We start from the raw sequence: 24,201 nt of genomic DNA on the forward strand, positions 1-24,201 counted from the left end.
GCCTGCCGCAGCCGAACACGGCGTGAACCGGACATGGCGGCCGGCTGAACCACTTTTTCTGCGGGCACGGCCGGTCCTTGCGATGGACGGAGCACACATCCGCATAATGCGTCCGTCGGCGCCCGCCATCCCTATGCGTTCTTGCGGGTGACGCCACCCTTCCGCGATGCCCATCGCGTCCAGCTCCGGAGAACCCGATGCGTGTGCTTACTGCTTTCCTGACGTCGCCGCACCACCGGCGATGGATGGCAGCGGCCTTGTTGATCTGTGCCAGCGGGCTGACCCAGGCGCAGAACCAGGCGCCACCCGACGACAACGGCGCCGGCGATCCGCCGTCGCGCATCGCACGGCTTTCCTATCGCGAGGGCGATGTGGGGCTGTTGCCGGCGGGCGAAAAAGACTGGGGCGACGCCAGCCTCAACCGTCCGCTGACCACCGGCGACCGCCTTTCCACCGGCGACGGCGCACGCGCCGAACTGCAGCTGGACAGCGGCACGCTGCGCATCGCCGACGATTCCAATTTCGGCTTCCTCACCCTCAACGACCAGCTCACCCAGGTCGAACTGACCCAGGGCACGGCGAGCGTGACAGTGCAGGGCCTGGACGATGGCCAGAGCTACGAAATCGATACGCCCACGGTGGCGCTGGTGATCGATCAACCGGGCAGCTATCGGGTGGACATCAGCGAGGACGGCAAGTCCACCCGCGTCACCGACTTCGCCGGACACGCCACGGTCTATGGCGAGGGCGGCGCGCAGCGCATGGTGGCCGCGGGCCGCTCGTATGAGTTCGTCGATTCGTCGCTGAGCGTGGTGTCCATCAACGACATCCAGGGCGGCGACGATTTCGACGCCTGGGTGGATAGCCGCAACCAGCAATACGCCTCCACCCCGGCCGACCCGAACGTGTCGCCGGACATCGTGGGTGCGCAGGATCTCAATCAATACGGCAACTGGCAGAACGATCCCGACTACGGCCAGGTCTGGTATCCCGCCAGCGTGGGTGCCGACTGGTCGCCCTATAGCGATGGCCACTGGTCGTACGTCGGCCCATGGGGCTGGACCTGGGTGGACGCCTCGCCCTGGGGTTTCGCGCCCTATCACTACGGTCGCTGGGCCCATGTGCGCAACCGCTGGGGCTGGGTGCCGGGTCCGGTCGGTGTGCGCCCGGTCTATGCGCCGGCGCTGGTGGCCTTCGTCGGCGGCGGCGTGTCGATCGGCGTGGGCGGGCCGGTGGGCTGGTTCCCGCTGGGACCGGGCGAGGTCTACAACCCGTGGTATCGCGCCAGCCGCGGTTACTACACCAACGTCAACGTCACCAATATCTATGTGCGCAACAACCGCAACCTGGTGATCAACAACATCAACAACCGCTACAACTATTTCCGCGATGGCCGCCCCATGCCCAACGAGCGGTACATGAACCGCGACGTGCCGCATGCGTTCCGCGCCATGTCGGGGCAGGATTTCGTGGCCGCGCGCAACGCCCGCAACCATATGGCACAGGTCGACCCGCGCCGCTTTTCCGAAGCGGCGGTGATGCCGCGCGGCGTCAGCGGCCTCAACCCCGTGCGGGCGAGTTTTGCGCCGCCGCGCGCCAACACGGCGCGTCCGCTGCCGGCCGGCGGATTCCAGCGTGAGGTGGTGGCGCGTACGCCGCCGGCCGCGGGCTTCGGCGGTCGACTGGTGAATGTCGCCGGTGCACCGCGCATGGCGCCCACGCCGAACAATGTGCGGCTGCTCAATGGCCAGGGTCCCGGCATGCGGGGCGCGAACCCTGCACGCCCCCAGGATTTCTCGGCGGCACAGCCCAATGCCGGGCCTCGGGGCAATGCGCCCGCTGCCCGCCCGATGCCTCGCGGCGACAACGAACCGGCCGCGATGCGCGCGGGCGAGTTGCCCTCTGCCCGCTTCGCCCGGCCGAATGCGCAGCCGCGCGGCGAAAACAACCAGCCGCGTCCCGGCGTGAGCTTCATCCCCAGCGCCGACTCAGACCGCATGCGCGGCCAGGCGGCGCCCGGCACGCTGCCGAATGCGCCCCGCATCGAACCGGCCCAGTCGCAGCAGGCACGCCAGGACAACGCCGAGCGATTCCAGCGCGACAACGCCATGCAGCAGCGCCAGGACGTCCAGCAACAGCAGATGCAGCAGCGACGGGTCCAGCAACAGCAGCAATTGGAGCAGCGGCAGCAGATGCAGCAGCAGGACGTCCTGCAGCAGCGCGAGAGGATGCAGCAACAGAGGCAGCCGCCCGATGCCCTGCAGCAACGGCAGCAGATGCAGCAACAGGAAGCCCAGCAGCGCCAGGCCATGCAGCAGCAGATGCAGCAGCGCGACGCCATGCAGCAACGCCAGCAGATGCAACAGCGGCAGGAGATGCAGCAGCGCTACGAGGCGCCCCGCAACAATCCGCAGCCGCAGCCCCAGCAGGCACGGCCGGAGCAGCGTCAGCAGCAGCAGTCGAACCACGAGGAGCGCCGCCCGGCGCCACGGCGGGACGACCAGCAGCGTTGAGGGTCCGTACCGCCCTCGGGAGGCCCGGCACCGCCGGGCCTCTTCATGTCCGGGGCGGCATTCGGGCCGCCAGCCGCTACAATGGGCGGATGCACATCACGCTCAATGGCAGTCCGCGCGACTGCGCCCCCGCCACCACGGTCGCCCAGTTGCTTGAAGACGCCGGCTACGGCCAGCGCCGCGTCGCCGTGGAAGTGAACCAAGAGATCGTCCCGCGCAGCCTGCATGCCAGCCACAGCCTGGCCGACGGCGACCGCGTGGAAATCGTCCATGCCATCGGCGGCGGTTGATCGCCCCGGCATGCGCGCTCATGCGACGCCAGGGCGTCGCCGCAGACTGAAGAACTCCCCATGAATATCAAGACGCTCGATGCTTCCGATCCGCTGATCATTGCCGGCAAGAGCTACGGCTCGCGCCTGCTCACTGGCACCGGCAAGTACAAGGATTTCGACGAGACGCGCCGCGCCAGCCAGGCCGCGGGCGCCGAGATCGTGACGGTGGCCATCCGCCGCGTGAACCTCGGCCAGGACGCCGGCCAGCCCAACCTGCTGGACGCGCTGCCGCCCGACGAGTTCACCCTGCTGCCGAACACCGCCGGTTGCTACAACGCCGCGGACGCCGTGCGCACCTGCAAGCTGGCGCGCGAACTGCTGGACGGCCACAAGCTGGTGAAACTGGAAGTGCTGGGCGACCAGCGCACGCTGTTCCCCGATGTGGTGGAAACGCTCACGGCCGCCGAAGCGCTGGTCGCCGACGGGTTCGACGTGATGGTCTACACCAGCGACGATCCGATCCTGGCCAAGCGCCTGGAAGAGATCGGCTGCGTGGCGGTGATGCCGCTGGCCGCGCCGATCGGCTCGGGCCTTGGCATCCAGAATCGCTACAACCTGCTGGAAATCATCGAGAACGCCAAGGTGCCGATCATCGTCGATGCCGGCGTGGGCACCGCCTCCGATGCCGCCATTGCGATGGAGCTGGGCTGCGACGGCGTGCTGATGAACAGCGCCATCGCCGGCGCGAAAGACCCGGTGCTGATGGCGCACGCCATGAAACTGGCCATCCAGGCCGGTCGCGCTGCCTTCAAGGCCGGCCGCATCCCGCGCAAGCGTTTTGCCTCGGCGTCCAGCCCGATCGACGGCACCATCGGCTGATTCCATGAGCGATACGCACGACCACGACGGCGAACACGAAGGCGCCGACCAGCCGCCCTTCATGCGCCGCATCCGCAGCTTCGTGCTGCGCGAAGGCCGCATGACGCCGGCGCAACAACGCGCCTTCGACGACCACTGGGCCCGCTTCGGCATCGACTACAGCGGCTCGCCGCAGGACTTTGCCTCACGCTTCGGCCGCAGCGTCCCGCTGGTGCTGGAAATCGGCTTCGGCAACGGCGAAGCGCTGGCGTGGGCGAGCGAGCACGACCTGCAGCGCGACTTCATCGGCGTGGAAGTGCATGGCCCCGGCGTGGGCCGCCTGATGAACGCGCTGGCCGCGCGCGACGCCGGCAACGTGCGCCTGTACAAGCACGATGCCGTGGAAGTGCTGGAAAACGAGATCCCGCCCGGCACCCTGGCCGAAGCGCGCATCTGGTTTCCCGACCCGTGGCACAAGAAACGCCACAACAAGCGCCGCATCATCCAGCCCGACTTCGTGGCCCTGCTCGCCTCGCGCATGGCACCCAACGGCCTGCTGCACCTGGCCACCGACTGGCAGCCCTACGCCGAGCACATGCACGAGGTGATGGAAGCCGCCCCCGACTGGCACAACGAGCTCGGCCCCGGCCAGTACGCCGAAAAACCTGCCTGGCGCATCGAGACCCACTTCGAACGCCGCGGACTCAAACTGGGTCATGGCGTGTGGGATCTGCTGTACCGCAAGCGCTAGAACGAGGCACGCAGTTGCTCCCTCTCCCCTCCGGGGCGAGGGCTGGGGTGAGGGGCTACGCTGCCTCGACACTGTTTATTGCGAGCTTTTTTGGCGCGCACACGAAACGCCCGCCTTAGCAACGCCATCTTGAGCACCCGCCCCTCGCCCTAACCCTCGCCCCGGAGGGGAGAGGGAATCTGCGCCGTTTGCCATCGCCATCGAGTAACCGACATGTCGGGCTCGCAGTGCATACACGGTTCACCAGCCCAGCGCAGCACACGTTTATACTCACGCCTCAAACAGGGACGAGTCGTCGTAGCGTGAAGCTCCCACTGCCCACATCCAACCGTCACCAGGATGCCCGACCAAGGGGCGCGCGCTAGTGGGACTTGCCCTCACCCCTGAAATGATCCTGGTGCTGGGGCTGGTGGGCTTCACCATGCTGATGCTGGTGCTGGAGTGGATCCGCGCCGACATGGTGGCCCTGCTGGTGGTGGTGGTGATCGGCCTCACCGGGCTCATTCCTTCCGAACGCGTGTTCAACGGCTTCGCCGGCAACGCGGTCATCGCGATCATCGCCATCATGATCATGGGCGCCGGCCTGGACCGCGCGGGCGTGCTCACGCTCACTGCCAGTTTCGTGATGCGCATGGCGCGCGGCGTGGAATCGCGCCTTGGCGTGGTGATCAACCTCGTCACCAGCCTGTTCAGCGCGGTCATTCCCAGCCAGGCGCTGGCCGCGCTGATGATCCCGGTGACCAGCCGCCTTGCCGCACGCACCGGCGTGCCGATCTCGCGACTGTTGTTGCCGATGGCGTTCTGCATCCTCACCGCCACCAACACCACGCTGATCGCCAACTCGCCACTGATCGTGCTCAACGACCTGGTGGCCAGCGCAAACGCCAATCTGCCGGCCGGCGCGCACACGATTCCGAAGTTCGGCCTCTTCAGCGTCACGCCGGTGGGCCTGGTGCTTGCGCTCACGGGCGTCGCGTTCTTCTACTTCTTCGGCAAAAAGCTGCTGCCAGAACGCGAAGACGAACGCTTGAAGGTCACCCCCGGGCGCACCGAGAGCTACTTCGCCGATACCTACGGCATCGTTGGCGAAACCGCCGAGCTCACGGTGACGGCGGAAAGCCCGCTGGTTGGCATGAGCATCGGCGAAGTTGAGCAGCTCTACGGGGCACCCCTGATCCTCGCGATCAAGAGCGGCAACGATGCGCGCATGGCACCGCCGGCGGATCATGTCATCTGGGTGGGCTCCGTGCTCGGCGTGCTCGGTCCGCGCGACCAGCTCAACCAGTTCGCCAACAACCAGCTGTGCAAACTCTCGCCGCGCATGCGCCAGTTGGGTGAGCTGTTCAATCCCTCGCGTGCCGGTATTTCCGAGGCGGTGATTCCGCCCAGCTCACGCTTCCTCAAGCAGACCGTGGGTGACCTGCGGCTGCGCAAGCGCTACGGCATCTCGGTGTTGGCGGTGAACCGCGGCGACCAGGTCTATCGCGACGACGTGCGCTCGGTGAGCTTGCGCGCCGGCGACACGCTGGTGTTGCATTCGAGCTGGCGCGACCTGGTGCTCGCCAGCGAAGACCGCGACCTGGTGGTGGTCACCGATATTCCCAAGGAAGAACAGCGGCCCGGCAAAGTCTGGCAGGCCGTGGGCTTCTTCCTGTTGGCCAAGTGTCTCGCGCTGTTTACGCACCTCGACCTTTCCGTGGCCATGATGACCGGCGCCATCGGCATGCTGTTGACCGGCGTGCTCAACATGGACGAGGCCTATAAGGCGATCAACTGGAAGACCATCTTCGTCACCGCCTGCCTGATTCCGCTGGGCTGGTCGATGGACGCTACCGGCGCCGCCGCATGGCTCGCGCAGGAAGTGTTGCAACACCTGGGCCATACCAACCACTGGATCCTGCAACTGTCGCTGGCCATCCTCACCCTGCTCTTTTCGCAGGTCATGTCCAACGTCGGCGCCACCGTGATGATGGTCCCCATTGCCATCAGCGTGGCCGTTGCCACCGGCAACAATCCATCGGCCTATGCGCTGATCGTCGCCGTATCCTCGTCCAACACCTTCCTGCTCAGCTCGGGCCATCCGGCCCTGATGATGGTCGCCGGCCCCGGCGGCTACCGCGGCAAGGACTTCCTGCGCGTCGGCTTGCCACTCACTGCGCTTGTGTTGGTGTTGACGTTGGTGACGATCAATTTGATGTATCACTGAAGACGCGCACCGGCGCCCTGTCACGGAAGCTGCTGCCTCCGATGAATCGTATCGGTCATGTTCAAGTGACTGCCAATCTGTTCAAGCAGAAAGGTCGAAGGAAACCGCAGGCCATAGGTGAGAGACAGTGCCAGCGCCAGGGATAGCACAGCCGGGAGCCGCCACTTTTCCGCGCGCCATTCGCTACCGTAGCGAAAGAGAAACGCGAGCGTGCAAACAACCCCTAGAAGGCTGCCTAGCATTGCTTCCGAGAGCGAGTGCGCGGATAGAACAACTCGCGATATCGCAATCAGCAGGGCAAACACAAGACCGATAAGCGCCCCGCCGGCACGGTAACGCCGTCCCTCAGCGCCAACGATCAGAGCCAAAGCCAGGGGCCAAACGACTGCAGATAGAGCGGAATGCCCGCTCAAACCGGTGAAATTCAGCGCGTCGATGCCAATGCCCCACGCAATGAAAATCAGTTTGCTAAGCAAGACGAGTAAGCCAACGGTTGATAGCAGGACCAGCCACCGATAGGCCATATTTCGCGATGAACGCTCGGCATAAAGCCAGAAGAACATGAACGTCGCACAGGGCAAAAGCACCGCCGAATCGCCCAAGGCGGTAACGCCGCCCCACCATCGATTTGGCTTCAACGCTACTGCCAGCGCCGCGGCTAATTCAATTGTCATAAGTATCCCGCAACCACCACCGCCAGAGTTCATTGCGTACGGAGGAGGACTCGAACATATCGCTTCGGAACCCACCTCCCGACCCATGGCGGCGCGCGAAGGGCGAGACCGACGCGGCCTCTTCGACCTACATATGGGCTGAGCCCAAGGCAGACGAATCGGTGACTTGTCCATCTTGCGTCAAGCTTTGTTTACGCTATGACGCGATCGAGACTCGACAGACTTTCGGCCGATCATAGCGACGATCTCCGTCACGTACTTGTATTCGAAGGCCACGAAGGTCCAGATCCCCAAGTAACGACGCACAACAAACAGGCCGCAAGCGTTCCCAACGATCATGCCGACAACAAGCCCGTAGGACACCCCATAGACGCCAGCCAGCCGCCCACCCAACAAGCATGCTGAAATCTGCACGACAGCGGCAATGGCGGAGACAAAAATCGTCTGCTTGCGAAGTCCCGTCATGGGAAGAACCACTTGCCACGATCCGGTGACGATATCGGCGACGTATCCGACACACAGAATCAGAACAAGTCCGTACGAGTTCTCATAATAGGAACCGAATAACGTACTCAGCAGGATTTTTCCTCCCAGGATGAGGACGAGAAGCGCCAGCAGGCACGGAATACTTGCCAACCCGGACGCTGTCCTGACGACGCGCCCCATGCGTTCTACCTCACCCTTCGCAAATAACCCCGCAATGACGGGAGGGAGCACCGTATTAATGACGAACAAGGGAATCGTCATCAACAGCACGAGCCGCTGGGCGACCCCAAAGAGTGCAACCTGGCTGGATGTGTCGAATGCTCCAGCGAACCAGCCTACGCCCTGTTCCCTCAGCATCGCAATGGTCATCGCCAACCAGATGGGCCACGCTTCATGAAGAGCGCGGCTCGTCGAAAACATGGAGTCCCCGGCGACGGCCGTACCATCGTGCCGTCCGAGTCGCATCAGTGTCGTACACAGCACAACTGCGGCAATGACGGTTACGCATGCGGAACTGACGACCGCAATGAACAGTACGTCCCTGAGGCGAATCTGCCACGCTTTCGCCGCAAGAAAAGTTAGAACGAAGGTGAGGACCGAGATGATGACGCCATTGCTTCGCAGACCATTGAAGAAAGTCGCCGCACCAATTCGATGAAGTCCACGAAAGGTTTCCGCTATCTGCCGCTGCGCGGTAGCGAGCACTGACCAGGCAAACACGAGTCCGGCGAGCGGAACCGCGCCCGGCATCGAAAGCATTTTCCCGAACAGCCAAGGCGTTGCGCACCACAGTGCCAGCGCTGCCGCCGCGCCCCCAAGCGATGCCAGCACCAGGCAGCGGATCGCGATCCGCCGCACCGCGATCAAGTTCCCGAGCGCCAACTCGCCGGCTGTAAAGCGCACGACTACCTGGTCAAGCCCGAGCGCTCCCACTGACGCCGTGATAATGATCGTGTTGATGATGACGAAATAGGTGCCGTAATCGCTTGCGCTAAGGGTTCGAGCCAGAATGAGATTCAGCAAGAAGCCGAACAGGATTGACGCCAGCTTTCCCCCAAAGGCCCAGGCGGCCCCTCCGAGGAGGCTCTTTCTGATGTCTTTGGTCGTCACTAGGGACCCCGACCATCAGATCGCATGGATTTGAATGAAAAATCCTTGAAAACAAGCGACACGTGTCCTTGGGGTCCGCAGAACGAGAGGTCATCGGCGCCCATCCCGTCGCTTTTCAGCTTCTTCTGATAGAGCGCCTTGTATCTACTTTGAACATACAAGCCGACGCTGAAGTAGTTCGGCATGCCGTTTTGCTTGATCGGCACAACATAGGCACCGGACTCATCAGCGTGATAGGGCTCCACGGCATCCAGCGGCATCCCATCGACGGCAACTTTTAGCCTGCCGGGGCGCGCCGCATCCCCCCAGACGATATCGACGTCCACATCGACGCGCCTGTCATCGGCCACGACAGCGCGCGCCATGCGCTTGAAGCAAATGCTTTCACCATCATGGTTGTTGACGACTTTCTCGTCGCCTGGAAGACATTGCCCGGTGCTACCGAGCACTTTTGCAGTCAGCGTCAGGTATGCCTCGTGATCCTTCAGGCCCAAACTGCGCTCATAGAGAAGCCCGATAACCGGCGACCCATCGACTGGCGCTGGGCGCTCGCTATGCCATTGCGCCACGAACGCTCCAGACGCCCAGTTGCCAATAAGCCGGGAGGAATCGTCGAGTTCGAACGTCCAGTGGTAGTGAACCCGGGGAAAGGCGACATCGTCTCCAACGCCCCAGGGGTTTTGGGATACCTTGGAAAAATCAGGAACCGACCAAGGCTGGGTGATTTCCGTGCGAAAGCCCTGGTCCTTGTAGTCGCAAGGTTTCCAGTCCAACTTCACCGCGTTGCCGCCGGGCGCCGGCCAGGAAACATCGGCTTCGTCCTTGGCATGGACTGTCCAGCACCGCCCGGGCAGGTCGAGGATGTCCGGGCGCGAGACCAGCAATCTTCCATGCTCGGCATAACAGGCTAGATCAGGCGGAGCGTTCGGGGGGATTTCGGGCGTCATGGCGTCGTACACCTCATTTGTAAAGCTCCTGCTTGTTTCCCACATGACCATGCAGACGCCCTACGGCATAGAACATCGGCCGCAAACATCGATATCGATAGGTGGGCGAAAGAAGGCAGGGCGAGAGCAAAACCGCTTTCGCGAACACTGCAACGGTCCGCACATAGCCCTTCCATCGCGCGGGGGCGTGGCCACCAGGCATCTGACGAAAGAGAGCTTCTGCCAGAACCTCCGAACTACCTCTCTGCAGATTTCTCTTCCGAAAGAAGGCGCGAGATGTGCGGTCCAACGGAATAGATTCGTCGACGCGAGCCTCGGCACACCAAACCACACGGTCCCGGCCCATCGCTCTGGCCCGATCAAAGAATGCGCGGTCCTCCGATCCAACGAAATTCAACGCCAGCGGAAACCACGGGCAAGGTACTTCTTCCAACAACGCCGAACGTATCAGCGTGTTATGCGCCGCCCGCTTGGGCGACATTGCTCCAGTAGCAAGCCTCATCAACTTCGGATGGTTGTGCTCCATTCCCGACATGAGATACCAGGAAGCGACTCCCGGCTCGTAGCGAGGAAATACCGGCCCAACGACAGCATCTGCGTCATGCGACCTTGCCGTCTCAACCAGGGACCACAACCAGCTCGGCGAGGCGATCTCGTCATCGTCGATGAGAGCCAGAAAGTCCGCCTTCCCCCGGGCCTCGGCGAACAAAGCGTTCCTGGCATGACACAAACCCCTGTCAGGAACGTGAATCGCCCTCATCGGAAACGCAAATTGCTCTGCGGTCCCGTTGAGGCTCGACGCCACGCTTCCATCGCCGTTGTCGGCAACCACGATACTTACGGCGATTCGAGCATCGGCCGGAAATACCTGGCGGCAGATCGAATCGAGGCAGAGTCGCAAGCCTTCAGGCCGATTGAAGGTGGGGATACAAACGATGACGCTCTGGCATTTCGAATGACCACCCGAGCCCTCTCCACTCTTCATCCCTGAAACGTGGCCACTTACCTCCGCGATGTTCATGCGCCGGAGTTCCCGCCGGATGAAGCCCGCGTTCCCAGCGTTCTCGGCATTTCGCCATACAGCGTCAATGCGATAAGAAGCCACTGTACAAGCCCGATATAGAAGAGATTCTGGAAGAGCTGAACCTCGAAATTATTGGCATAGACGATCCCGCAAAAAACACCAGAAAATCTTTGCCGGCAAAAATCGTCACGAATGGATACCGAAGCCTTGTTGGCGATGATGGTCAGCAACAAGGCCACGAGAAGAACACCCACGCCACCTTGCTGAACCAGTATCTCCAGATACTGGTTGTGTGCCGACATCTCTTCATCTCGAAAGCTGAATTTTCCGGCGTCGAAGCCCAAGCCAAAATAAGGTGCCGCCGAAGCCTGGTCGAGCACCATCGGCCAGATCACATCGCGCCCCGACTCCAGCCCTCGTTGAAAATGCGAGTTGTACGCCTGGAGATATTTGTCGAACACCCCTGTCTGCATGACGCTCACCACGATGATCGTGCCAAGGATCATCACAACGACAGCCAGGAACAGGATTCGGGGTGACTTTCCCAGCGGGTGATACATCGCAAAAACAATGATCGCGCAGACGATCACGATCGACCTCATGTCGAAGATCGCAACGACGACTGCCGCTGAAGAAAGGAGATAAGCCGAAAGCCAGAATCTGTCCCGAAGAAAGACGATGCCGGAAAGCAGCAAGAGGTAGAAAACAGCGCCACCTACGGCGTTCTTCTGGCGCAGCCCTGGAAAACTTGCATACCATCCAATGATGAGGATCGCGCACCCCAGAATCGCCAGTAACAGCAGGACATTTCGTTTTCTGGCGAGCAGTCGACCAGCAAATCCACTCAATAGAATGCTGCAGATAAGCACTAAAGCGGCCGCAAACTGCAAGCCCGCGACACCTGTGTCCCAGATCACCCTTAGGGTCACGGCGACCAGCATGATTGGGAAGTACAAATAGAGCGGATCGCCCGAGGCAATCCGTCGGACAAGCCAGGGCGCGGCCACGGGCAAGGTTGTGCAGCCCACCAGCACCGCCATGGCAATCGATGACGCCCTGCCCGTACCCACCAGCACGCAGCCGACAACAGACGCCAGGCAGACGCTAAGCATCCAAGCGTATGTGATTAGCCTTGGAGTCAATTTCCCAATCATGATTGCGTACGCATCAACGCGTCCCACTCCATTTCGTCGGCCCTCGCTTTCGCAACAGCGTCGACCAGATCCCCTGTGCCGTGCCCATGGCGTGGTTGATGTGCATGCTCGGAATGACCAACGCCAGCCGCAGGAGCTCTGCGCTCTTTCGAGCGATGGCAGTCCACGATGAGTAAACAAGAATCGCCAGGCCATAGGTGGTCGGCAGCACCCAGTGCATCGGCGTAAAAAGCAAACCGATCAACGACACAAAGAACGCGAGAGGAATCAGACCGCGCACTACGGGGCGACTACGGGTGTGCGCCGCGATCTCTACCTTTGCGGCCGCATATTGCCGAATCATCAAGTTCAACTTGGGCAGCGTAGGGCGTGTGAAAAAGGTAAACGGCGCGCCAGGATGCAGCACAGCCTTGTAACCGTTGGCCGCGAGCCTAAGGTTGTGCTCCAGATCCTGCCCACGGATAAACCGGGTATCGAAGTTGCCCACCTTTTCCAGGACGGATTTCTTCCATGCGCCAAACAGCAGGGTATCCACCTGCATGGGTTCCTTGCACACGAGACTACGATGACTTATCCCGACAGCGACCGGGGATGTCATCGCCACCGATATGCATCGCGCCATGGCCGTATCCGCACCGGGCGAACTTACGTGCGGCGTGCCAACGTTCCCTACATCCTCCTCGGCCAACTCGAGAAGGCCGACCAGCCTGTCGATGTACCCGGGGGGATAGATCGAATGCGCGTCGCAGCGGACGATGTAATGACCTGCCGCCGCTTCGATGCCGATGTTTAGTGCGTGAACCTGGTAGCGATGGGGGTTGTGAAGCACTCGGAGGGTTACGCGATGGAAGTCCGATGCGGCGCGCTCCAGCTCGCTCAACGTTCCATCCGAGCTGCCTCCGTCAACGACGATAATTTCAAATGGGTAGTCAACGAGCCGAAGATTGCTGCAGATCGAGTCGACGCATCGATAGATGTATCCTTGCTCGTTGTAGCAAGGGATGATCACCGATACTTTCATGGGTTCTTCCAGATTCATGAAGCGGATTTCGTTAGCGCACCGAGACGTAACCGGACCGTCAATGGGCGGCCAGTTCTTTCAGCACTTTTGAGACATGATTCGGCCAGCTCATATGCTCTCGTACGAAGGAGCGGCCTGCCTCCCCGATACGCTGCCTCAGCGCTTGGTTGCTGGCGAGCAGCGACAGGCAATCGACCGCCTCGCCAAGATCCAGTCCGCCGACGAGAAAACCGTTCTCGCCGTGACTAATGTATTCAGACGGTCCTCCGTCCTTTCCGCACACGACAGGAACGCCGTGTGACATCGCGTCCACGATCGATATGCCAAAGCCCTCCACGTCACTCGCATCATGCGCGCTGCTTTGAGGGTGAAAAAATATATCGGCGTCGCGATAGAGACACTGCAACTCGCCGTCGCTCACGTATCCGGCGAGCTTTATCTCTCCATTGAGCACGCCTGCGTCACGGATGGCCCTAGCCACGGCCTCGCGCTCAGCCCCCGTGCCCGTAATGACGTAGGACACCGGCCGCGTTATCTCGGAACTCAGTTTGGCAACGGCGGCAACGGCAAAAGCCAGATTCTTCCGCTTTACCAGGCGCGCAACCGTAAGAATTCGAAGCGGATCCCGCAGATTCGCCGACACTTCACCTGCCGGCCGGCTCTCCGAGAAGGAAGTTCCGTTCCAGGCAACCACCGACGAAGCAGTGACGAGCTCGGGAAAGTAATGATGCACTTCCCTACGGGTCGCCTCGCTGACGTAGACGATCAATCTCGCCTTCCGCAACACCCATCCCGCCAGCCGCGCCATCAATCCCTGCTGACCAGTAACTTCTCGCCCGTGCACGGAAATAACCAATCGCCTGCCCGTTCCCATCAACAGAACAGGCAATGCCATGCGCCAACTCGTGGCGTGAACCCAACTCCATTCCTTCTTGCGCAGATGCCACAGGGACGCCAGGATCTTGACGAGGGCGATCCATTGTGGCGCCGCCTTGGCGCCTTGAGGAGATCGGTTCAGTCGCCCGTCAACACCTGGCACGATGCACGCCTCTGGGGTCAGTAGCGTTACTCGGAGGCCGCACTGGACGTAGGCACTGGCGATCTCCGCGCTGTACGCCTCGATACCACCGATGAACGGAGGAATGGCTTTTGCGATCACTAAAATACTGGACTGGCTCATTTCTCAAGACTTCATAAACCCAAACGAAGGACGTGCGACCAGGGGTTGGGCTGGAGAAACGCTAATAGGCGTTTCTACTCTTTATCAGCGCGAACGGCGTAGAGACGATGATCTTCAAGTCGAGCCAAAGAGACCATTCGCGGATGTACGAGATATCGCATTCAACGCGGCTCACCATCTTCTCGAGCGTGTCTGTTTCACCTCGAAAGCCGCGAATCTGCGCCAAGCCCGTCATTCCGGGCTTCACGCCATGTCTCTGCATGTAGCCGCGCAATTTGTCGCTAAACTGCCGATTGTGTTCGACCGCGTGCGGTCGCGGACCGACGATGGACATGTCGCCTTGCAGAACATTGAGCAGCTGCGGCAGCTCATCCAGGCTGCTTGACCGCAAGAAGCGGCCAAAACGCGTGACGCGTGCATCCTTCCTCCTGGCCTGGGTCACCGTTCCCTGCGTCTCTTCATGGACGCGCATGGAACGAAACTTCATGACCTCAAACTCCTTGCCGCCTAGGCCATGACGTTTCTGCTTGAACAGCACTGGCCCCTTAGAACTGAGCTTGACACCGAGCGCGATGAGCAACATCGCCGGGCTTAGCAACAGAATGAGAAGCAGCGCGATGAATCTGTCTTCAATCGCCTTGATGACACCCGCGTGCCCCTCGACACGGCTCGCCCGCAGCGTAATGACGGGCACGCCGCCAAGGACTGCAGCATGGTGATTGATCAGTTCGTATCCGAAGAAATCAGGCACCAACCGGATGATCGATGGCTTATCGATCGTCAGCTGTAGGACCTGCTGGATAAGTGACTCGGCGCGCATGGGCAACGCAACCCATACCTGATCCGGCGCCCACTCATCGAAGGAACCCCCGACATCATCAAAATCGCCGAGGCAATTCACCCCTTGCAGCTCTACTTGGTCATAGGGCGTACGCACGTATCCGATGATGTCCAGGCCGGCCCAAGCCTTTTTACGTGCCGCAGCAACGATGCGCTGTCCCGCCTGGGTACTGCCGATGAGGAGCACTCGGCGAGAATCCACGCCTCGCATGCGGATGTGCCCCAACGCCCAGCGCAACAGCAGACGATCGAGCGACAGCACAATGCCGGCAAGGACAAACCATGTGCCCGCGCCGATACGCGAGTATTCACCTGTCGTTTTCAGAGCCCAAGCCGTCGCGAGTAGCACAACCATTACAGCCGACCATGCCATCCACAGACGAGCGATCTCCAGACGAAGGTTCTCACCGCGCCAGCTGCGGTAAATGCCAGCCATCGGAAAGATCACGAGCGCGAGCAATATCGTTCGAATCAGACCGGCCGGGTAGGCGACTCCCATCTGAAGATGACCAAATTCAAAACGGTAGACGACCAGCGCGGTGATGGTGATCACCAGCACATCGCTCACGCGAAGAGCGATATCCAGAAGGGCGGCATGCTTTGAAAAGAAATGTGATTCCGACTTCTTCAGTTGCGGAATGCCTGGAATGGACAACATCGCCGAACTCCTTCTACGTAGCCGTCTGTGACCGCCGTATTCCCGCGTGAGCGCCAAGCCCGTCCGCGCCACGGATTGCTGGCGCGAGGACGCCCATCCATCGGTCCGCGCCACCTGCTTCATTCACTCCCCGCGAAAGGGCCATGAAGCCTCCTCCCACTCCCTCTTCCACGCTCTTACCCGGAACTGCTTCCATACTCGTAATAACCGTACGAGTAGTAGCCCGTCGCCCTGCGCTCCACCGCGTTGAACACGGCACCCTTGATCTGCACACCGTTCTGTTCAAAACGCTGCTTTGCCAAGGCGATCTCCTTGGCCTGATTGAGGCCGAAGCGAACCACCAGCAAGCTCGTGCCAGCGTGATGTCCGATGACCGACGCATCGGTGACCGCCAGGATCGGCGGGGTGTCGATGATGATCAGGTCATACTTCGACTTGAGCGCTTCCAGCAACTCACCAAAACGCGCGTGCATCAGCAGTTCGGATGGATTTGGCGGCACATTTCCACGGGAAATGAAGTGAAGACCCTCCGCGTCCGGCACGACACGTACAGCCTGTTCGAGCGTAATCTGACCGGCAATAAGCTCAGAAAGACCGGTTCCCGGGCGTCCACCGATCACTGAGCACAGCGCACCCTTGCGCATATCGCCATCGATCAGCAGAACGCGCTGACCGCCCTTCGCAATGACCGCAGCAAGATTGGCGGAAATAAAGGTCTTGCCAGCTCCCGGGCTCGCGCCCGAGATCATGAGAATGTTGTTCTTGGCTTCGATGCGGGCGAAATGCAGGCTGGTACGCAGGCTACGCAGCGCCTCCACCGCCAGGTCAACGGGTGCGTTGATGGCCAGCAGCTTCTGGCTTCCGTCAGACCTGCCGCGGCGCCCCTGAAGAAAACTTTGCTTCTCGGCCACGCTGCTGGGTATCGATGCATACACCGACAGACCAAGCTGCTCGATGGCTGACGGATCTTCCACGCCGCGGCGTACCATCTGACGTAGCAATACGAAAGCCACTGCGAGGAATGCACCGAGGAAGGTGCCACCGATAACCACCAGAGCCTTCTTGGGCTTGGCCGGCTTCGAGATATCCACGGCCGCGGGATCGATCACGCGCACATTGCCCACGGTTCCGGCCCGCGCGATATCCAACTGCTGCGCCTGATTGAGCAGACCGGTATAGGTGGCGTTGAGCACTTCGACGTCGCGCGTCAACCGCAGCAGTTCCTGTTGCGTATCGGGCAGGCCGCCTACCTGTTTGTCGATGCCACTCTTTTGCGCCTGCAACTGGCTGATCTGCTCCAACAGAGCCTTGTAGGCCGGATGCTGCGCCGTGAAGCGGCGCTCCATATCCGCCTGCTGCATGCGAAGCTGCTGGATGCTGGTCTCGATGGCCACGGCCTGGTCGAGCAAGCCCTTGGTCTGGAGGGTGATGTCGACGGAGCGTGCCTTGGTCTGAAATGCATTCAGCGCGCTTTGTGCCTTGTCGAGATCCAGACGTATACGCGGCAGCTGTTCGCGAACGAACGTCAGGCTGCTGGCGGCCTCAGCCGAGTTGCGATCGACGTTCTGTTTTACGTAGGCCTGGCTGACGTGATCTAGCAGCTGTGCTGCCAGATCGGAGTCTTCATGGTCATACGAGAGTTGAATGATGCCCGAATCCTTGCCCTGCTCTGAGGCATTGATATCGAGCTGCAACTGATTGATCACGGCAAGCGCCGTATGGTGAATCACTTCAAAATGCGTGCCTGGATTGGCGAGTAGTTCGCGCACCTGCATGGAGAAGCCGTGGCCGTTGGCGATGTGACCTACCTGGCCAGTCAGCACCGCGTCGCCGCTGTAGTAGAGCGTATAGCTACCCCGCTCGCCGGCAACCAGCACAAGCTTCTTCTCCTCCAGCGGGGCCGGCACTTTCATCTGGAAGATGTCGAGCCTGGAGCCGCCCCAGTCGTACCTGCTCAGGCCCATCAACGGCGAAGCCACCTCGGCGGCAGAATCCGCCACGAAATGACGCGCCACCCAACCGCCAAAAACAGGGAAGTGATACGGCGCCGTTTCGATCTGCAGGCCAAGCTCGTCCACTGCCTTGCCGATCACGGAGCGCGAAGTAATGAGGGCAATCTCAGTGGTCGCCTCGGAGCTTGATGCGCCAAGCGTCTGGGTAATCGCGCTCAAGCCGGGCAGGTTCGGCACCTTCTGCTCCACCTGCACCAACGCATCGGCCTCGTAGATCGGCGTACCAAGCACGGCATAGCCCACGCCAAGCACAAGGAACATGCTGGTGACGATGCCGATCAGCCACTTGTGATCGACCAGCGTGCCAAGCAGTTCGCGCAAGTCGAGCTCGTCGTCTTGGGGCGTGGTGGTTTCCGGTGCGGCCATGCTTGGGTAATCCAGGATCTACTACGTTGATCGGTGTCGGCTTCGCTTCGCGGGATCGCGAGCAGTGCTCATGGGCAGGCGTCGCCCTTCTTATCTGGTGCGCAGTCAGCGGCTGCCCAAATGCGGCAACCATTTCTGAACTGCATGATCGATACGCTGAAAAACGTATTCGAAGGCTTCTCGCCCCTGACGATACGGATCGGGGACGTCGCCGGACTGCTCCCAACGATCCAACAACATCACCTTGCCGCTGGCCTCGGGAGCCATGCGCATGAGGCTGGCGACGTGATCTCGCTCCATCGCCAGCACCAGGTCGGCATCACGCAGCATCGATGACGTGACCTGCCTCGCACGGTGCGCTCCACCATCCACCCCGTGCTCGCTGAGGATTTCAAGCGCCGACGAATTCATGCACTTGCCCACCAACGCCCCAAGACCGGCGCTCTCGACGGAGGCGCCCGCTGAGGGAAGGCGATGACGGAACAAGTATTCCGCCGTAGGGCTACGGCAAATGTTCCCCACGCAAACGATCAAGATCCGCTCGAACACAGCTACCAACTCGTCGATCACTATACGGAGAACCGCAGGAAGTAGATTCACTATCGGCTGGCTAGTGTGCTCCGCCAGAAGCACCGTCACCATCGGATCAATCCGAAACATCAGTGGAACATCGGCAAGGACGGCGGCATCTCTTGGTGGAAGTTGGCTGGAAGGTGGCGCTGCCTTTTTCGGCAATATTCGATGAAGACAAATAGCTGATACAGAGCAAGCGTATGCGGCAAGCCAGAATTCCTGGCGACGGGAATTCGGATTTCTCTCATTCTTTTTCTAGAAGAACTTGTGTTTACTTCGTCCGTTTGATCCGCGGTCATCAATAGCTCGCACAAGCAGTCGCGTGCCGATGCTCTGTTGGCATCGCCGGTCTGTCATGACACCGAACGCTGGTGTGCGCCAATCCCGTCACTGTATGCGACGCATTCACACCGTCTCTTTCGGCAGTGCGTGGCTATCAGCAAGTCAAAGAAAGCGAACTCATGAATCCACGCACTGCCGCGGCGCTCGTCGTCTCAATCCTCCTGCTGCAAGGCTGCGTTTGGGCTCCTGGACAGCACATGTCTACCCGCGGCAGTGACGATCAAAGTCGCGTCGAGATCGTGCCCATCACGCCCAAGCAAGTGGCGATGGACAAGGCCGCCAGATCGGCATCGTTCAATGATCCGGAGCTTTTTTCCTACAAGCCGGAGTCATACCGCATCGGCGCCGGCGATACGCTCTACATCACCGTCTGGGATCACCCGGAACTGACGTCGCCGGCGGGTCCGCAGCAGCAAACGCTGGCCAATGGCCGCCTGGTGCGTTCCGACGGCACCCTGTTCTATCCCTACGTCGGCGAATTGAAAGTGGCGGGCCTGACCATCGAAGAGCTGCGCAAGGCAATCAGCGTCAAGCTGGCCCAATACGTGGAAGATCCGCAGGTGGACGTCAATGTCATCGGTTACGGCAGCCAACGCGTCACCATGCTGGGCGCGTTCGTCAAGACGGATCCTCAGCCGATCACCGCGATTCCCACCACGTTGGCTCAGGCCCTGGGTGCTGCCACGATCAACACCGAGCAGGCGGACTTGTCCGGCCTGGTGCTTTCGCGCGATGGCCACGATTACCCCATCGATCTCGATGCGCTTAACACCAACAAGCCGATCGCGCAGGACATCTATCTGAAGGCGGGCGACCGCATCTTCCTGCCGTACAACGATCGTCACGAGGCTTATGTCATTGGCGAGGTGAACCGTCCGATGGCGCTCACCTTCAAGACGACCGATCTCACCCTGACCCAGGCATTGGGGCGTGCTGGCGGCCTCAATCCGACCACCTCCAAGGGCAAGGCGGTCTACGTGATCCGCGGCATCGGTGACCTGGAAAATACCAAGGGCACGGTTTACCAGCTGGACGCGCGTTCGCCGGACGCCTTCATCCTGGCCGATCAGTTCAAGGTGAAACCCGGCGACGTAGTGTTCGTTGGCGCTGCCGGCGTGACCCGCTGGAATCGCTTCCTGTCCCAGCTATTGCCTCTGACAAGCATCATCAGCAACGCGGCCAACGCCTCGTACAACCTCGAACGATGATGTTTCGGCAGGCCAGAAAAGCGGCGCGTCGCTGGACTGCGCGACTCGTCGGTGCTGCGGTTTGCGGCGTGTTGCTCGCCGGCTGTGCGAGCGTCTCGCGCTCCACCGTCGACACCTTGCGTCTAACGTTGCGGGGCACACCAGAGCTCAACCCCACCGCCGAGCAGGTGCAGGCTAAGCCCTATTTTCAACTGCGCGCCACCACCGCGCGAGGCGATGCCATTCTGATCCTCGGCAATGTCGTGGATGGCCGCCAGTATTGGTATGGCCCAGATGGCGTCGCCATCGTGCTGGAGAACGGCCGTGTCGTGCAGACCGTCGGCCTGCCGGAAAACCTCGATGGCAGTCGGATCGACGGCGACGGCGCCCCGTTCGCCTCGGGACTGCAGACGATTGCCGTTACAACCACCTACGACCGCATCGACGACTGGTCGCCCGGTTATCGCTACGGCATTGCCGTGCATGCGCAGCTGACGCCTTCCGGCGATACCCGCATCGACATCCTCGGGACATCGCATCGGGTGTTGCTGGTCACCGAGGACATCTCGGCGAAATCGGCACGCCATCGCGCGAGAAATCGTTACTGGGTCGATCCGGCGGATGGTTTCGTATGGATGAGCGAGCAGGAAGTGGTGCCTGGAACGAGCATCAAGCTCGTGCAATTGCGGCCCTTCCGGGACAGCAAGCCATGAGGCATCGCTGCGTCGTCTGGGCCATGCTCGCAACCGTTATGCTGCCGTTCGCAGCGGGCGCCGTGGACGTCCACATCGCAGGTGCCGTGACCGCGCCCGGTTCGAAGCAGCTGCCGGGGCATGCGCGTCTCAGTGATGCCGCGCTGGCCAGTCCGCTGCGCGACGATGCCTATGTGCTCGGCGCATCGTGGCAGCGTGCATCGCTGCAGGTGGAACAGCTGCGCCTGAAGACCGGCCTGCTGTTCGATCTGGAAAGCGCGCAGCGGCAAGCACTGCGCGACGATCTCCCCGCCTTGGCCATGTCCATCGTGGCACTGCGGGAATGGTTGCAGCCGATGCCTGTCACGGGGCGGCAAATCGCCTTGCTCGACCCTCGCTCGGTCGAAGTGGCCCCCGCTGAAAACCGGCCAGTCGCGGATGGCGACACCCTGTACTACCCGACGCGCCCCGAGACCATCCGCGTGGTGGGCGCCGTGGCACAGGCCTGCGAGTTGCCGCTCGTTCCAATGCAGGACGCACGGGACTATCTCGACGCCTGCAAGCCGTCGCATGTAGCCGATGGCGACTGGATCTTCGTGATCCAGCCTGATGGACGTGTCGCGAAGCAGGGCGTGGGCCTGTGGAATCGAAGTCATGAGATGCCACTGGCACCTGGCGCGGTGATCTATGTGCCTCTGCGCGAGAGGGGACGGCATGCCGTGTCGCCGGATCTCAATCAAGAACTGGCTGCTTTCCTGGCGACGCAGCCGATCAGTGCGACGGAAGGTCATCGATAATGCGCAAGCGGACAGGACGTCGCTCAGGGATCGACCGCACGCGCCGCCACTGCGGATGTCTGCTGCCCTTGGTCGGCGGTCTACTCGTGGGCACAGCGCATGCCGACAACGCGCCAACACAAAGCGACTTCGGTGGCGTGGGTCTGTGGCAGACGCCGACCGCACGCATGGCCGACGAGGGCGAGATCGCGCTGACCGCGAGCCACGTGGAACCGTACGACCGCTACAACGTCTCCTTGCAGCCACTGCCCTGGCTGGAAGGCATCTTCCGTTACACCGCGGTGAGCAATCGTCTTTACGGTCCAAAGTCGTTGAGCGGCAGCCAGAGCTACAAGGACAAATCCATCGACGTGAAGCTGCGTCTGTGGACTGAAAGCCATTACCTTCCCGACGTCAGCGTCGGTGCGCGGGATATCGGCGGAACCGGTTTGTTCTCTGGCGAATATGTGGTCATGAGCAAGCGCTTCGGCCGCTTGGACGCCAGTCTTGGCATGGGCTGGGGCTATGTCGGTGGCCGTGGGGACCTCACGAATCCGCTGTCGATCATCAGCGACAAGTTCAACCTGCGTCCGACCGACAGTAACGGCACGGGCACGTTCTCCAGCAATCGCTATTTTCGCGGACCGGCGGCGCTGTTCGGCGGCCTCAGCTATCAAACGCCGTGGGATTGGCTGCTGGTGAAGGCCGAGTACGACGGCAACAACTACCAGCACGAACCGAAGCGCGACAATCAAAAGCAAAGCTCGCCCTTCAACATTGGCGCCGTGTTTCGCCCCAGCCAAAACCTGGACTTGAGTGTCGCGCTGGAACGCGGCAACACGGTGATGTTCGGTCTGACGCTGCACGCGAACATGGCGGAGAGCACCGGTCCGGCGAAATTGCTCGACCCCTCGCCGCCCCAGCGCAACGACGCCTCCACGATGCGGGCGCCCGACCAGGTCGACTGGACGTCCGTGGCACGCGCGCTGCGCGACAACGCCGGCATCCAGGTGTCGAGCATCACGCGCCGCGGCAGCGAAGTGATCGTAAAGGGTGAGCAGGAAGACTACTTCTACAGCGCCAAGGGCGTAGGTCGGGCCGCACGCGTGCTCGACAACGCACTGGGCCCGGGCGTCGACTGGTTTACCGTCGTTGCGCAACAGGAAGGCCTCGCTACCACCGAGACCAGCGTGAATCGCCAGCGTTTCGCGCAGTTGCTGGATCACGACATCACGCTGAGCGAGTTCCACCAGAGTGTCGAGCAGAATGCCCCGACGCCACGCCATGAAGAGCTGCTCTACCGTGCGCCGGTCAAACGCGTGGAGCAATCGTTCGCGCTGACCTACCAGCAGAACCTCGGCGGCCCGGACGCGTTCCTGCTGTATCAGATCGCCGCCACATACAATATCGATTTCCACTTCACCCGGAACCTCTGGTGGAGTGCGGTGGTGTCGGCCGACCTGATCGACAACTACGACAAATTCAAATACGACGCGCCCAGTGAATTGCCGCGCGTGCGCACCGATGTGCGCAAGTACATCACCAGTTCCACCGTCACCCTGCCGATCTTCCAGTTCACCAGCACGCGGCAGCTGGGCCAGGATCTTTATGGCATGGCCTATGCCGGCATGCTCGAAAGCATGTTCGGCGGTGTGGGCGGCGAAGTGCTCTATCGACCGTTTGGCGAGCGCTGGGCGATCGGTTCGAACATCAACTGGGTGAAGCAGCGCGGTTATGACCAGGACTTCAGCTTCCGCAGCTACAAGGTGGTGACCGGTCACGTCACCGGCTATTTCGACCTCGGCTACAAGGATGTGCTGGTGGCGGTCAGCGCGGGCCGCTACCTGGCCGGCGACTGGGGCGCCACGCTCGATGTGTCACGCGAATTTCGCAACGGCGTGCGCATGGGGGCTTACGCCACCAAGACGAATGTGTCGGCAGAACAGTTCGGTGAGGGCAGCTTCGACAAGGGCATCTACGTGTCGATTCCGTTCGACCTGATGCTGCCCCGCTCCACCCGGGCGAGCGCATCCTTCGTGTGGGATCCGCTGATCCGCGATGGCGGTGCCATGTTGAGCCGGCGCTACTCGCTCTACTCGCTCACCAGCGATCGCGACCTGGACAACTTCAACAGCAATCTCGACAAGATCGTCGAGTGAAAGCAAGGCCCGGTTTGGCACCGGGCCAACGAGACGTTCAGTCGTCCAGCCAGACGTCGCCCTCGGTCACGCGCACTTCCACCCGGCGCAGGTGTTCGCCCCGGCACGGGCCACCCACGCACAGGCCGTCGACATCCTGGAACGAGGCGCCGTGCGCCGCGCAGACCAGCAGGCCGTCCTTCAGCAGGAATTTGCCCGGCGCCCAGTCCAGCCGGCGCCCCGCGTGCGGGCAGATATTGAGATAGGCGTGCACCGCGTCGTGACGACGCAGCACGATCACGCTTTCTTCGCCGTCGCGCAGCACGGCATCAACGGCAATGGCGCCGCCGTCGGGGATATCGTCCAGCCGGCAAAGCGCCTGGTCGGGTGTCACTGGATCCATCGGCACTTGCCTCTCCGG

At 61.5% G+C, this 24,201-nt stretch carries 20 protein-coding genes; 9 read left to right on the forward strand and 11 right to left on the reverse strand.

What is annotated here, in order from left to right; translation table 11 throughout:
- The first annotated feature begins 197 nt into the window (after positions 1–197).
- The 5 genes from ACN9MB_RS19040 to ACN9MB_RS19060 all read left to right on the forward strand — a co-directional run bounded on the left by ACN9MB_RS19040 (position 198) and on the right by ACN9MB_RS19060 (position 6,600).
- A complete protein-coding gene (locus tag ACN9MB_RS19040; RefSeq protein ID WP_426269911.1) occupies positions 198–2,513 on the forward strand; it encodes a DUF6600 domain-containing protein in 2,316 nt (771 codons plus the stop codon).
- Between the two features lie 89 nt (positions 2,514–2,602).
- Complete coding sequence (gene thiS, locus ACN9MB_RS19045) at positions 2,603–2,803, forward strand: sulfur carrier protein ThiS (RefSeq protein ID WP_121882580.1); 201 nt, start codon at positions 2,603–2,605, stop codon at positions 2,801–2,803.
- 60 nt (positions 2,804–2,863) lie between these two features.
- The gene (locus ACN9MB_RS19050) at positions 2,864–3,664 is read left to right on the forward strand and encodes a thiazole synthase (protein WP_426269912.1); all 801 of its coding nucleotides are present in this window, start codon (positions 2,864–2,866) and stop codon (positions 3,662–3,664) included.
- A 4-nt stretch (positions 3,665–3,668) separates the two neighbouring features.
- Positions 3,669–4,394, forward strand: a complete 726-nt coding sequence (gene trmB / locus ACN9MB_RS19055) for a tRNA (guanosine(46)-N7)-methyltransferase TrmB (RefSeq protein WP_426269913.1) — start codon at positions 3,669–3,671, stop codon at positions 4,392–4,394.
- Between the two features lie 388 nt (positions 4,395–4,782).
- The gene (locus tag ACN9MB_RS19060; protein ID WP_204637390.1) at positions 4,783–6,600 is read left to right on the forward strand and encodes an SLC13 family permease; all 1,818 of its coding nucleotides are present in this window, start codon (positions 4,783–4,785) and stop codon (positions 6,598–6,600) included.
- 20 nt (positions 6,601–6,620) lie between these two features.
- Here the strand turns inward: ACN9MB_RS19060 and ACN9MB_RS19065 are convergent, their stop codons facing one another.
- From ACN9MB_RS19065 to ACN9MB_RS19110, 10 genes are all read right to left on the reverse strand, one after another.
- Positions 6,621–7,274, reverse strand: a complete 654-nt coding sequence (locus tag ACN9MB_RS19065; protein WP_426269914.1) for a phosphatase PAP2 family protein — start codon at positions 7,272–7,274, stop codon at positions 6,621–6,623.
- Positions 7,275–7,454: 180 nt separating this feature from the next.
- The gene (locus ACN9MB_RS19070; RefSeq protein ID WP_426269915.1) at positions 7,455–8,870 is read right to left on the reverse strand and encodes a lipopolysaccharide biosynthesis protein; all 1,416 of its coding nucleotides are present in this window, start codon (positions 8,868–8,870) and stop codon (positions 7,455–7,457) included.
- Positions 8,870–9,817 carry a hypothetical protein gene (locus ACN9MB_RS19075; RefSeq protein ID WP_426269916.1) on the reverse strand — a complete coding sequence of 316 codons (948 nt, stop codon included), beginning with the start codon at positions 9,815–9,817 and terminating at the stop codon, positions 8,870–8,872. The genes ACN9MB_RS19070 and ACN9MB_RS19075 overlap by 1 nt, the downstream gene beginning before the upstream one ends.
- Before the next feature lie 13 nt (positions 9,818–9,830).
- The gene (locus tag ACN9MB_RS19080) at positions 9,831–10,838 is read right to left on the reverse strand and encodes a glycosyltransferase family 2 protein (protein ID WP_426269917.1); all 1,008 of its coding nucleotides are present in this window, start codon (positions 10,836–10,838) and stop codon (positions 9,831–9,833) included.
- Entirely contained in the window at positions 10,835–11,881 is a 1,047-nt protein-coding gene (locus tag ACN9MB_RS19085) for an O-antigen ligase family protein (RefSeq protein ID WP_426269918.1), read from the reverse strand. The genes ACN9MB_RS19080 and ACN9MB_RS19085 overlap by 4 nt, the downstream gene beginning before the upstream one ends.
- Before the next feature lie 127 nt (positions 11,882–12,008).
- Positions 12,009–13,034, reverse strand: a complete 1,026-nt coding sequence (locus tag ACN9MB_RS19090) for a glycosyltransferase (RefSeq protein WP_426269919.1) — start codon at positions 13,032–13,034, stop codon at positions 12,009–12,011.
- A 40-nt stretch (positions 13,035–13,074) separates the two neighbouring features.
- Positions 13,075–14,196: a glycosyltransferase family 4 protein gene (locus tag ACN9MB_RS19095; RefSeq protein WP_426269920.1), complete on the reverse strand. Its 1,122-nt coding sequence runs from the start codon at positions 14,194–14,196 to the stop codon at positions 13,075–13,077.
- 61 nt (positions 14,197–14,257) lie between these two features.
- On the reverse strand, positions 14,258–15,694 hold the full coding sequence (locus tag ACN9MB_RS19100; RefSeq protein ID WP_426269921.1) for an undecaprenyl-phosphate glucose phosphotransferase: 1,437 nt from the start codon (positions 15,692–15,694) through the stop codon (positions 14,258–14,260).
- Between the two features lie 176 nt (positions 15,695–15,870).
- Complete coding sequence (locus tag ACN9MB_RS19105; protein ID WP_426269922.1) at positions 15,871–18,072, reverse strand: polysaccharide biosynthesis tyrosine autokinase; 2,202 nt, start codon at positions 18,070–18,072, stop codon at positions 15,871–15,873.
- A gap of 105 nt (positions 18,073–18,177) precedes the next feature.
- A complete protein-coding gene (locus ACN9MB_RS19110) occupies positions 18,178–18,714 on the reverse strand; it encodes a low molecular weight protein-tyrosine-phosphatase (protein WP_426269923.1) in 537 nt (178 codons plus the stop codon).
- Positions 18,715–19,184: 470 nt separating this feature from the next.
- On the opposite strand from ACN9MB_RS19110, the gene ACN9MB_RS19115 reads away from it, so the two are divergent.
- From ACN9MB_RS19115 to ACN9MB_RS19130, 4 genes are all read left to right on the forward strand, one after another.
- Positions 19,185–20,195: a polysaccharide biosynthesis/export family protein gene (locus ACN9MB_RS19115; protein ID WP_426269924.1), complete on the forward strand. Its 1,011-nt coding sequence runs from the start codon at positions 19,185–19,187 to the stop codon at positions 20,193–20,195.
- A gap of 68 nt (positions 20,196–20,263) precedes the next feature.
- Entirely contained in the window at positions 20,264–20,887 is a 624-nt protein-coding gene (locus ACN9MB_RS19120; protein WP_426269925.1) for a YjbF family lipoprotein, read from the forward strand.
- A 23-nt stretch (positions 20,888–20,910) separates the two neighbouring features.
- Positions 20,911–21,663, forward strand: a complete 753-nt coding sequence (locus ACN9MB_RS19125) for a capsule biosynthesis GfcC family protein (protein ID WP_426269926.1) — start codon at positions 20,911–20,913, stop codon at positions 21,661–21,663.
- Positions 21,664–21,749: 86 nt separating this feature from the next.
- Positions 21,750–23,801, forward strand: coding sequence for a YjbH domain-containing protein (locus ACN9MB_RS19130; protein WP_426269927.1), 2,052 nt, complete (start codon positions 21,750–21,752; stop codon positions 23,799–23,801).
- A gap of 37 nt (positions 23,802–23,838) precedes the next feature.
- Here the strand turns inward: ACN9MB_RS19130 and ACN9MB_RS19135 are convergent, their stop codons facing one another.
- Complete coding sequence (locus ACN9MB_RS19135) at positions 23,839–24,183, reverse strand: Rieske (2Fe-2S) protein (RefSeq protein ID WP_426271949.1); 345 nt, start codon at positions 24,181–24,183, stop codon at positions 23,839–23,841.
- Positions 24,184–24,201 lie beyond the last annotated feature (18 nt).

This window comes from Dyella kyungheensis, assembly GCF_049913195.1.
Lineage (GTDB): Bacteria > Pseudomonadota > Gammaproteobacteria > Xanthomonadales > Rhodanobacteraceae > Dyella > Dyella kyungheensis.

Excerpts from the sequence above, each read along its gene's own strand:
- ACN9MB_RS19040 (WP_426269911.1), top strand. The coding sequence starts at position 198 with ATGCGTGTGCTTACTGCTTTCCTGACGTCGCCGCACCACCGGCGATGG.
- thiS (WP_121882580.1), top strand. The coding sequence starts at position 2,603 with ATGCACATCACGCTCAATGGCAGTCCGCGCGACTGCGCCCCCGCCACC.
- ACN9MB_RS19050 (WP_426269912.1), top strand. The coding sequence starts at position 2,864 with ATGAATATCAAGACGCTCGATGCTTCCGATCCGCTGATCATTGCCGGC.
- trmB (WP_426269913.1), top strand. The coding sequence starts at position 3,669 with ATGAGCGATACGCACGACCACGACGGCGAACACGAAGGCGCCGACCAG.
- ACN9MB_RS19060 (WP_204637390.1), top strand. The coding sequence starts at position 4,783 with ATGATCCTGGTGCTGGGGCTGGTGGGCTTCACCATGCTGATGCTGGTG.
- ACN9MB_RS19065 (WP_426269914.1), bottom strand. The coding sequence starts at position 7,274 with ATGACAATTGAATTAGCCGCGGCGCTGGCAGTAGCGTTGAAGCCAAAT.
- ACN9MB_RS19075 (WP_426269916.1), bottom strand. The coding sequence starts at position 9,817 with ATGACGCCCGAAATCCCCCCGAACGCTCCGCCTGATCTAGCCTGTTAT.
- ACN9MB_RS19080 (WP_426269917.1), bottom strand. The coding sequence starts at position 10,838 with ATGAACATCGCGGAGGTAAGTGGCCACGTTTCAGGGATGAAGAGTGGA.
- ACN9MB_RS19085 (WP_426269918.1), bottom strand. The coding sequence starts at position 11,881 with ATGGCGGTGCTGGTGGGCTGCACAACCTTGCCCGTGGCCGCGCCCTGG.
- ACN9MB_RS19090 (WP_426269919.1), bottom strand. The coding sequence starts at position 13,034 with ATGAATCTGGAAGAACCCATGAAAGTATCGGTGATCATCCCTTGCTAC.
- ACN9MB_RS19095 (WP_426269920.1), bottom strand. The coding sequence starts at position 14,196 with ATGAGCCAGTCCAGTATTTTAGTGATCGCAAAAGCCATTCCTCCGTTC.
- ACN9MB_RS19100 (WP_426269921.1), bottom strand. The coding sequence starts at position 15,694 with ATGTTGTCCATTCCAGGCATTCCGCAACTGAAGAAGTCGGAATCACAT.
- ACN9MB_RS19105 (WP_426269922.1), bottom strand. The coding sequence starts at position 18,072 with ATGGCCGCACCGGAAACCACCACGCCCCAAGACGACGAGCTCGACTTG.
- ACN9MB_RS19110 (WP_426269923.1), bottom strand. The coding sequence starts at position 18,714 with ATGGTGACGGTGCTTCTGGCGGAGCACACTAGCCAGCCGATAGTGAAT.
- ACN9MB_RS19115 (WP_426269924.1), top strand. The coding sequence starts at position 19,185 with ATGTCTACCCGCGGCAGTGACGATCAAAGTCGCGTCGAGATCGTGCCC.
- ACN9MB_RS19125 (WP_426269926.1), top strand. The coding sequence starts at position 20,911 with ATGCTCGCAACCGTTATGCTGCCGTTCGCAGCGGGCGCCGTGGACGTC.
- ACN9MB_RS19135 (WP_426271949.1), bottom strand. The coding sequence starts at position 24,183 with ATGGATCCAGTGACACCCGACCAGGCGCTTTGCCGGCTGGACGATATC.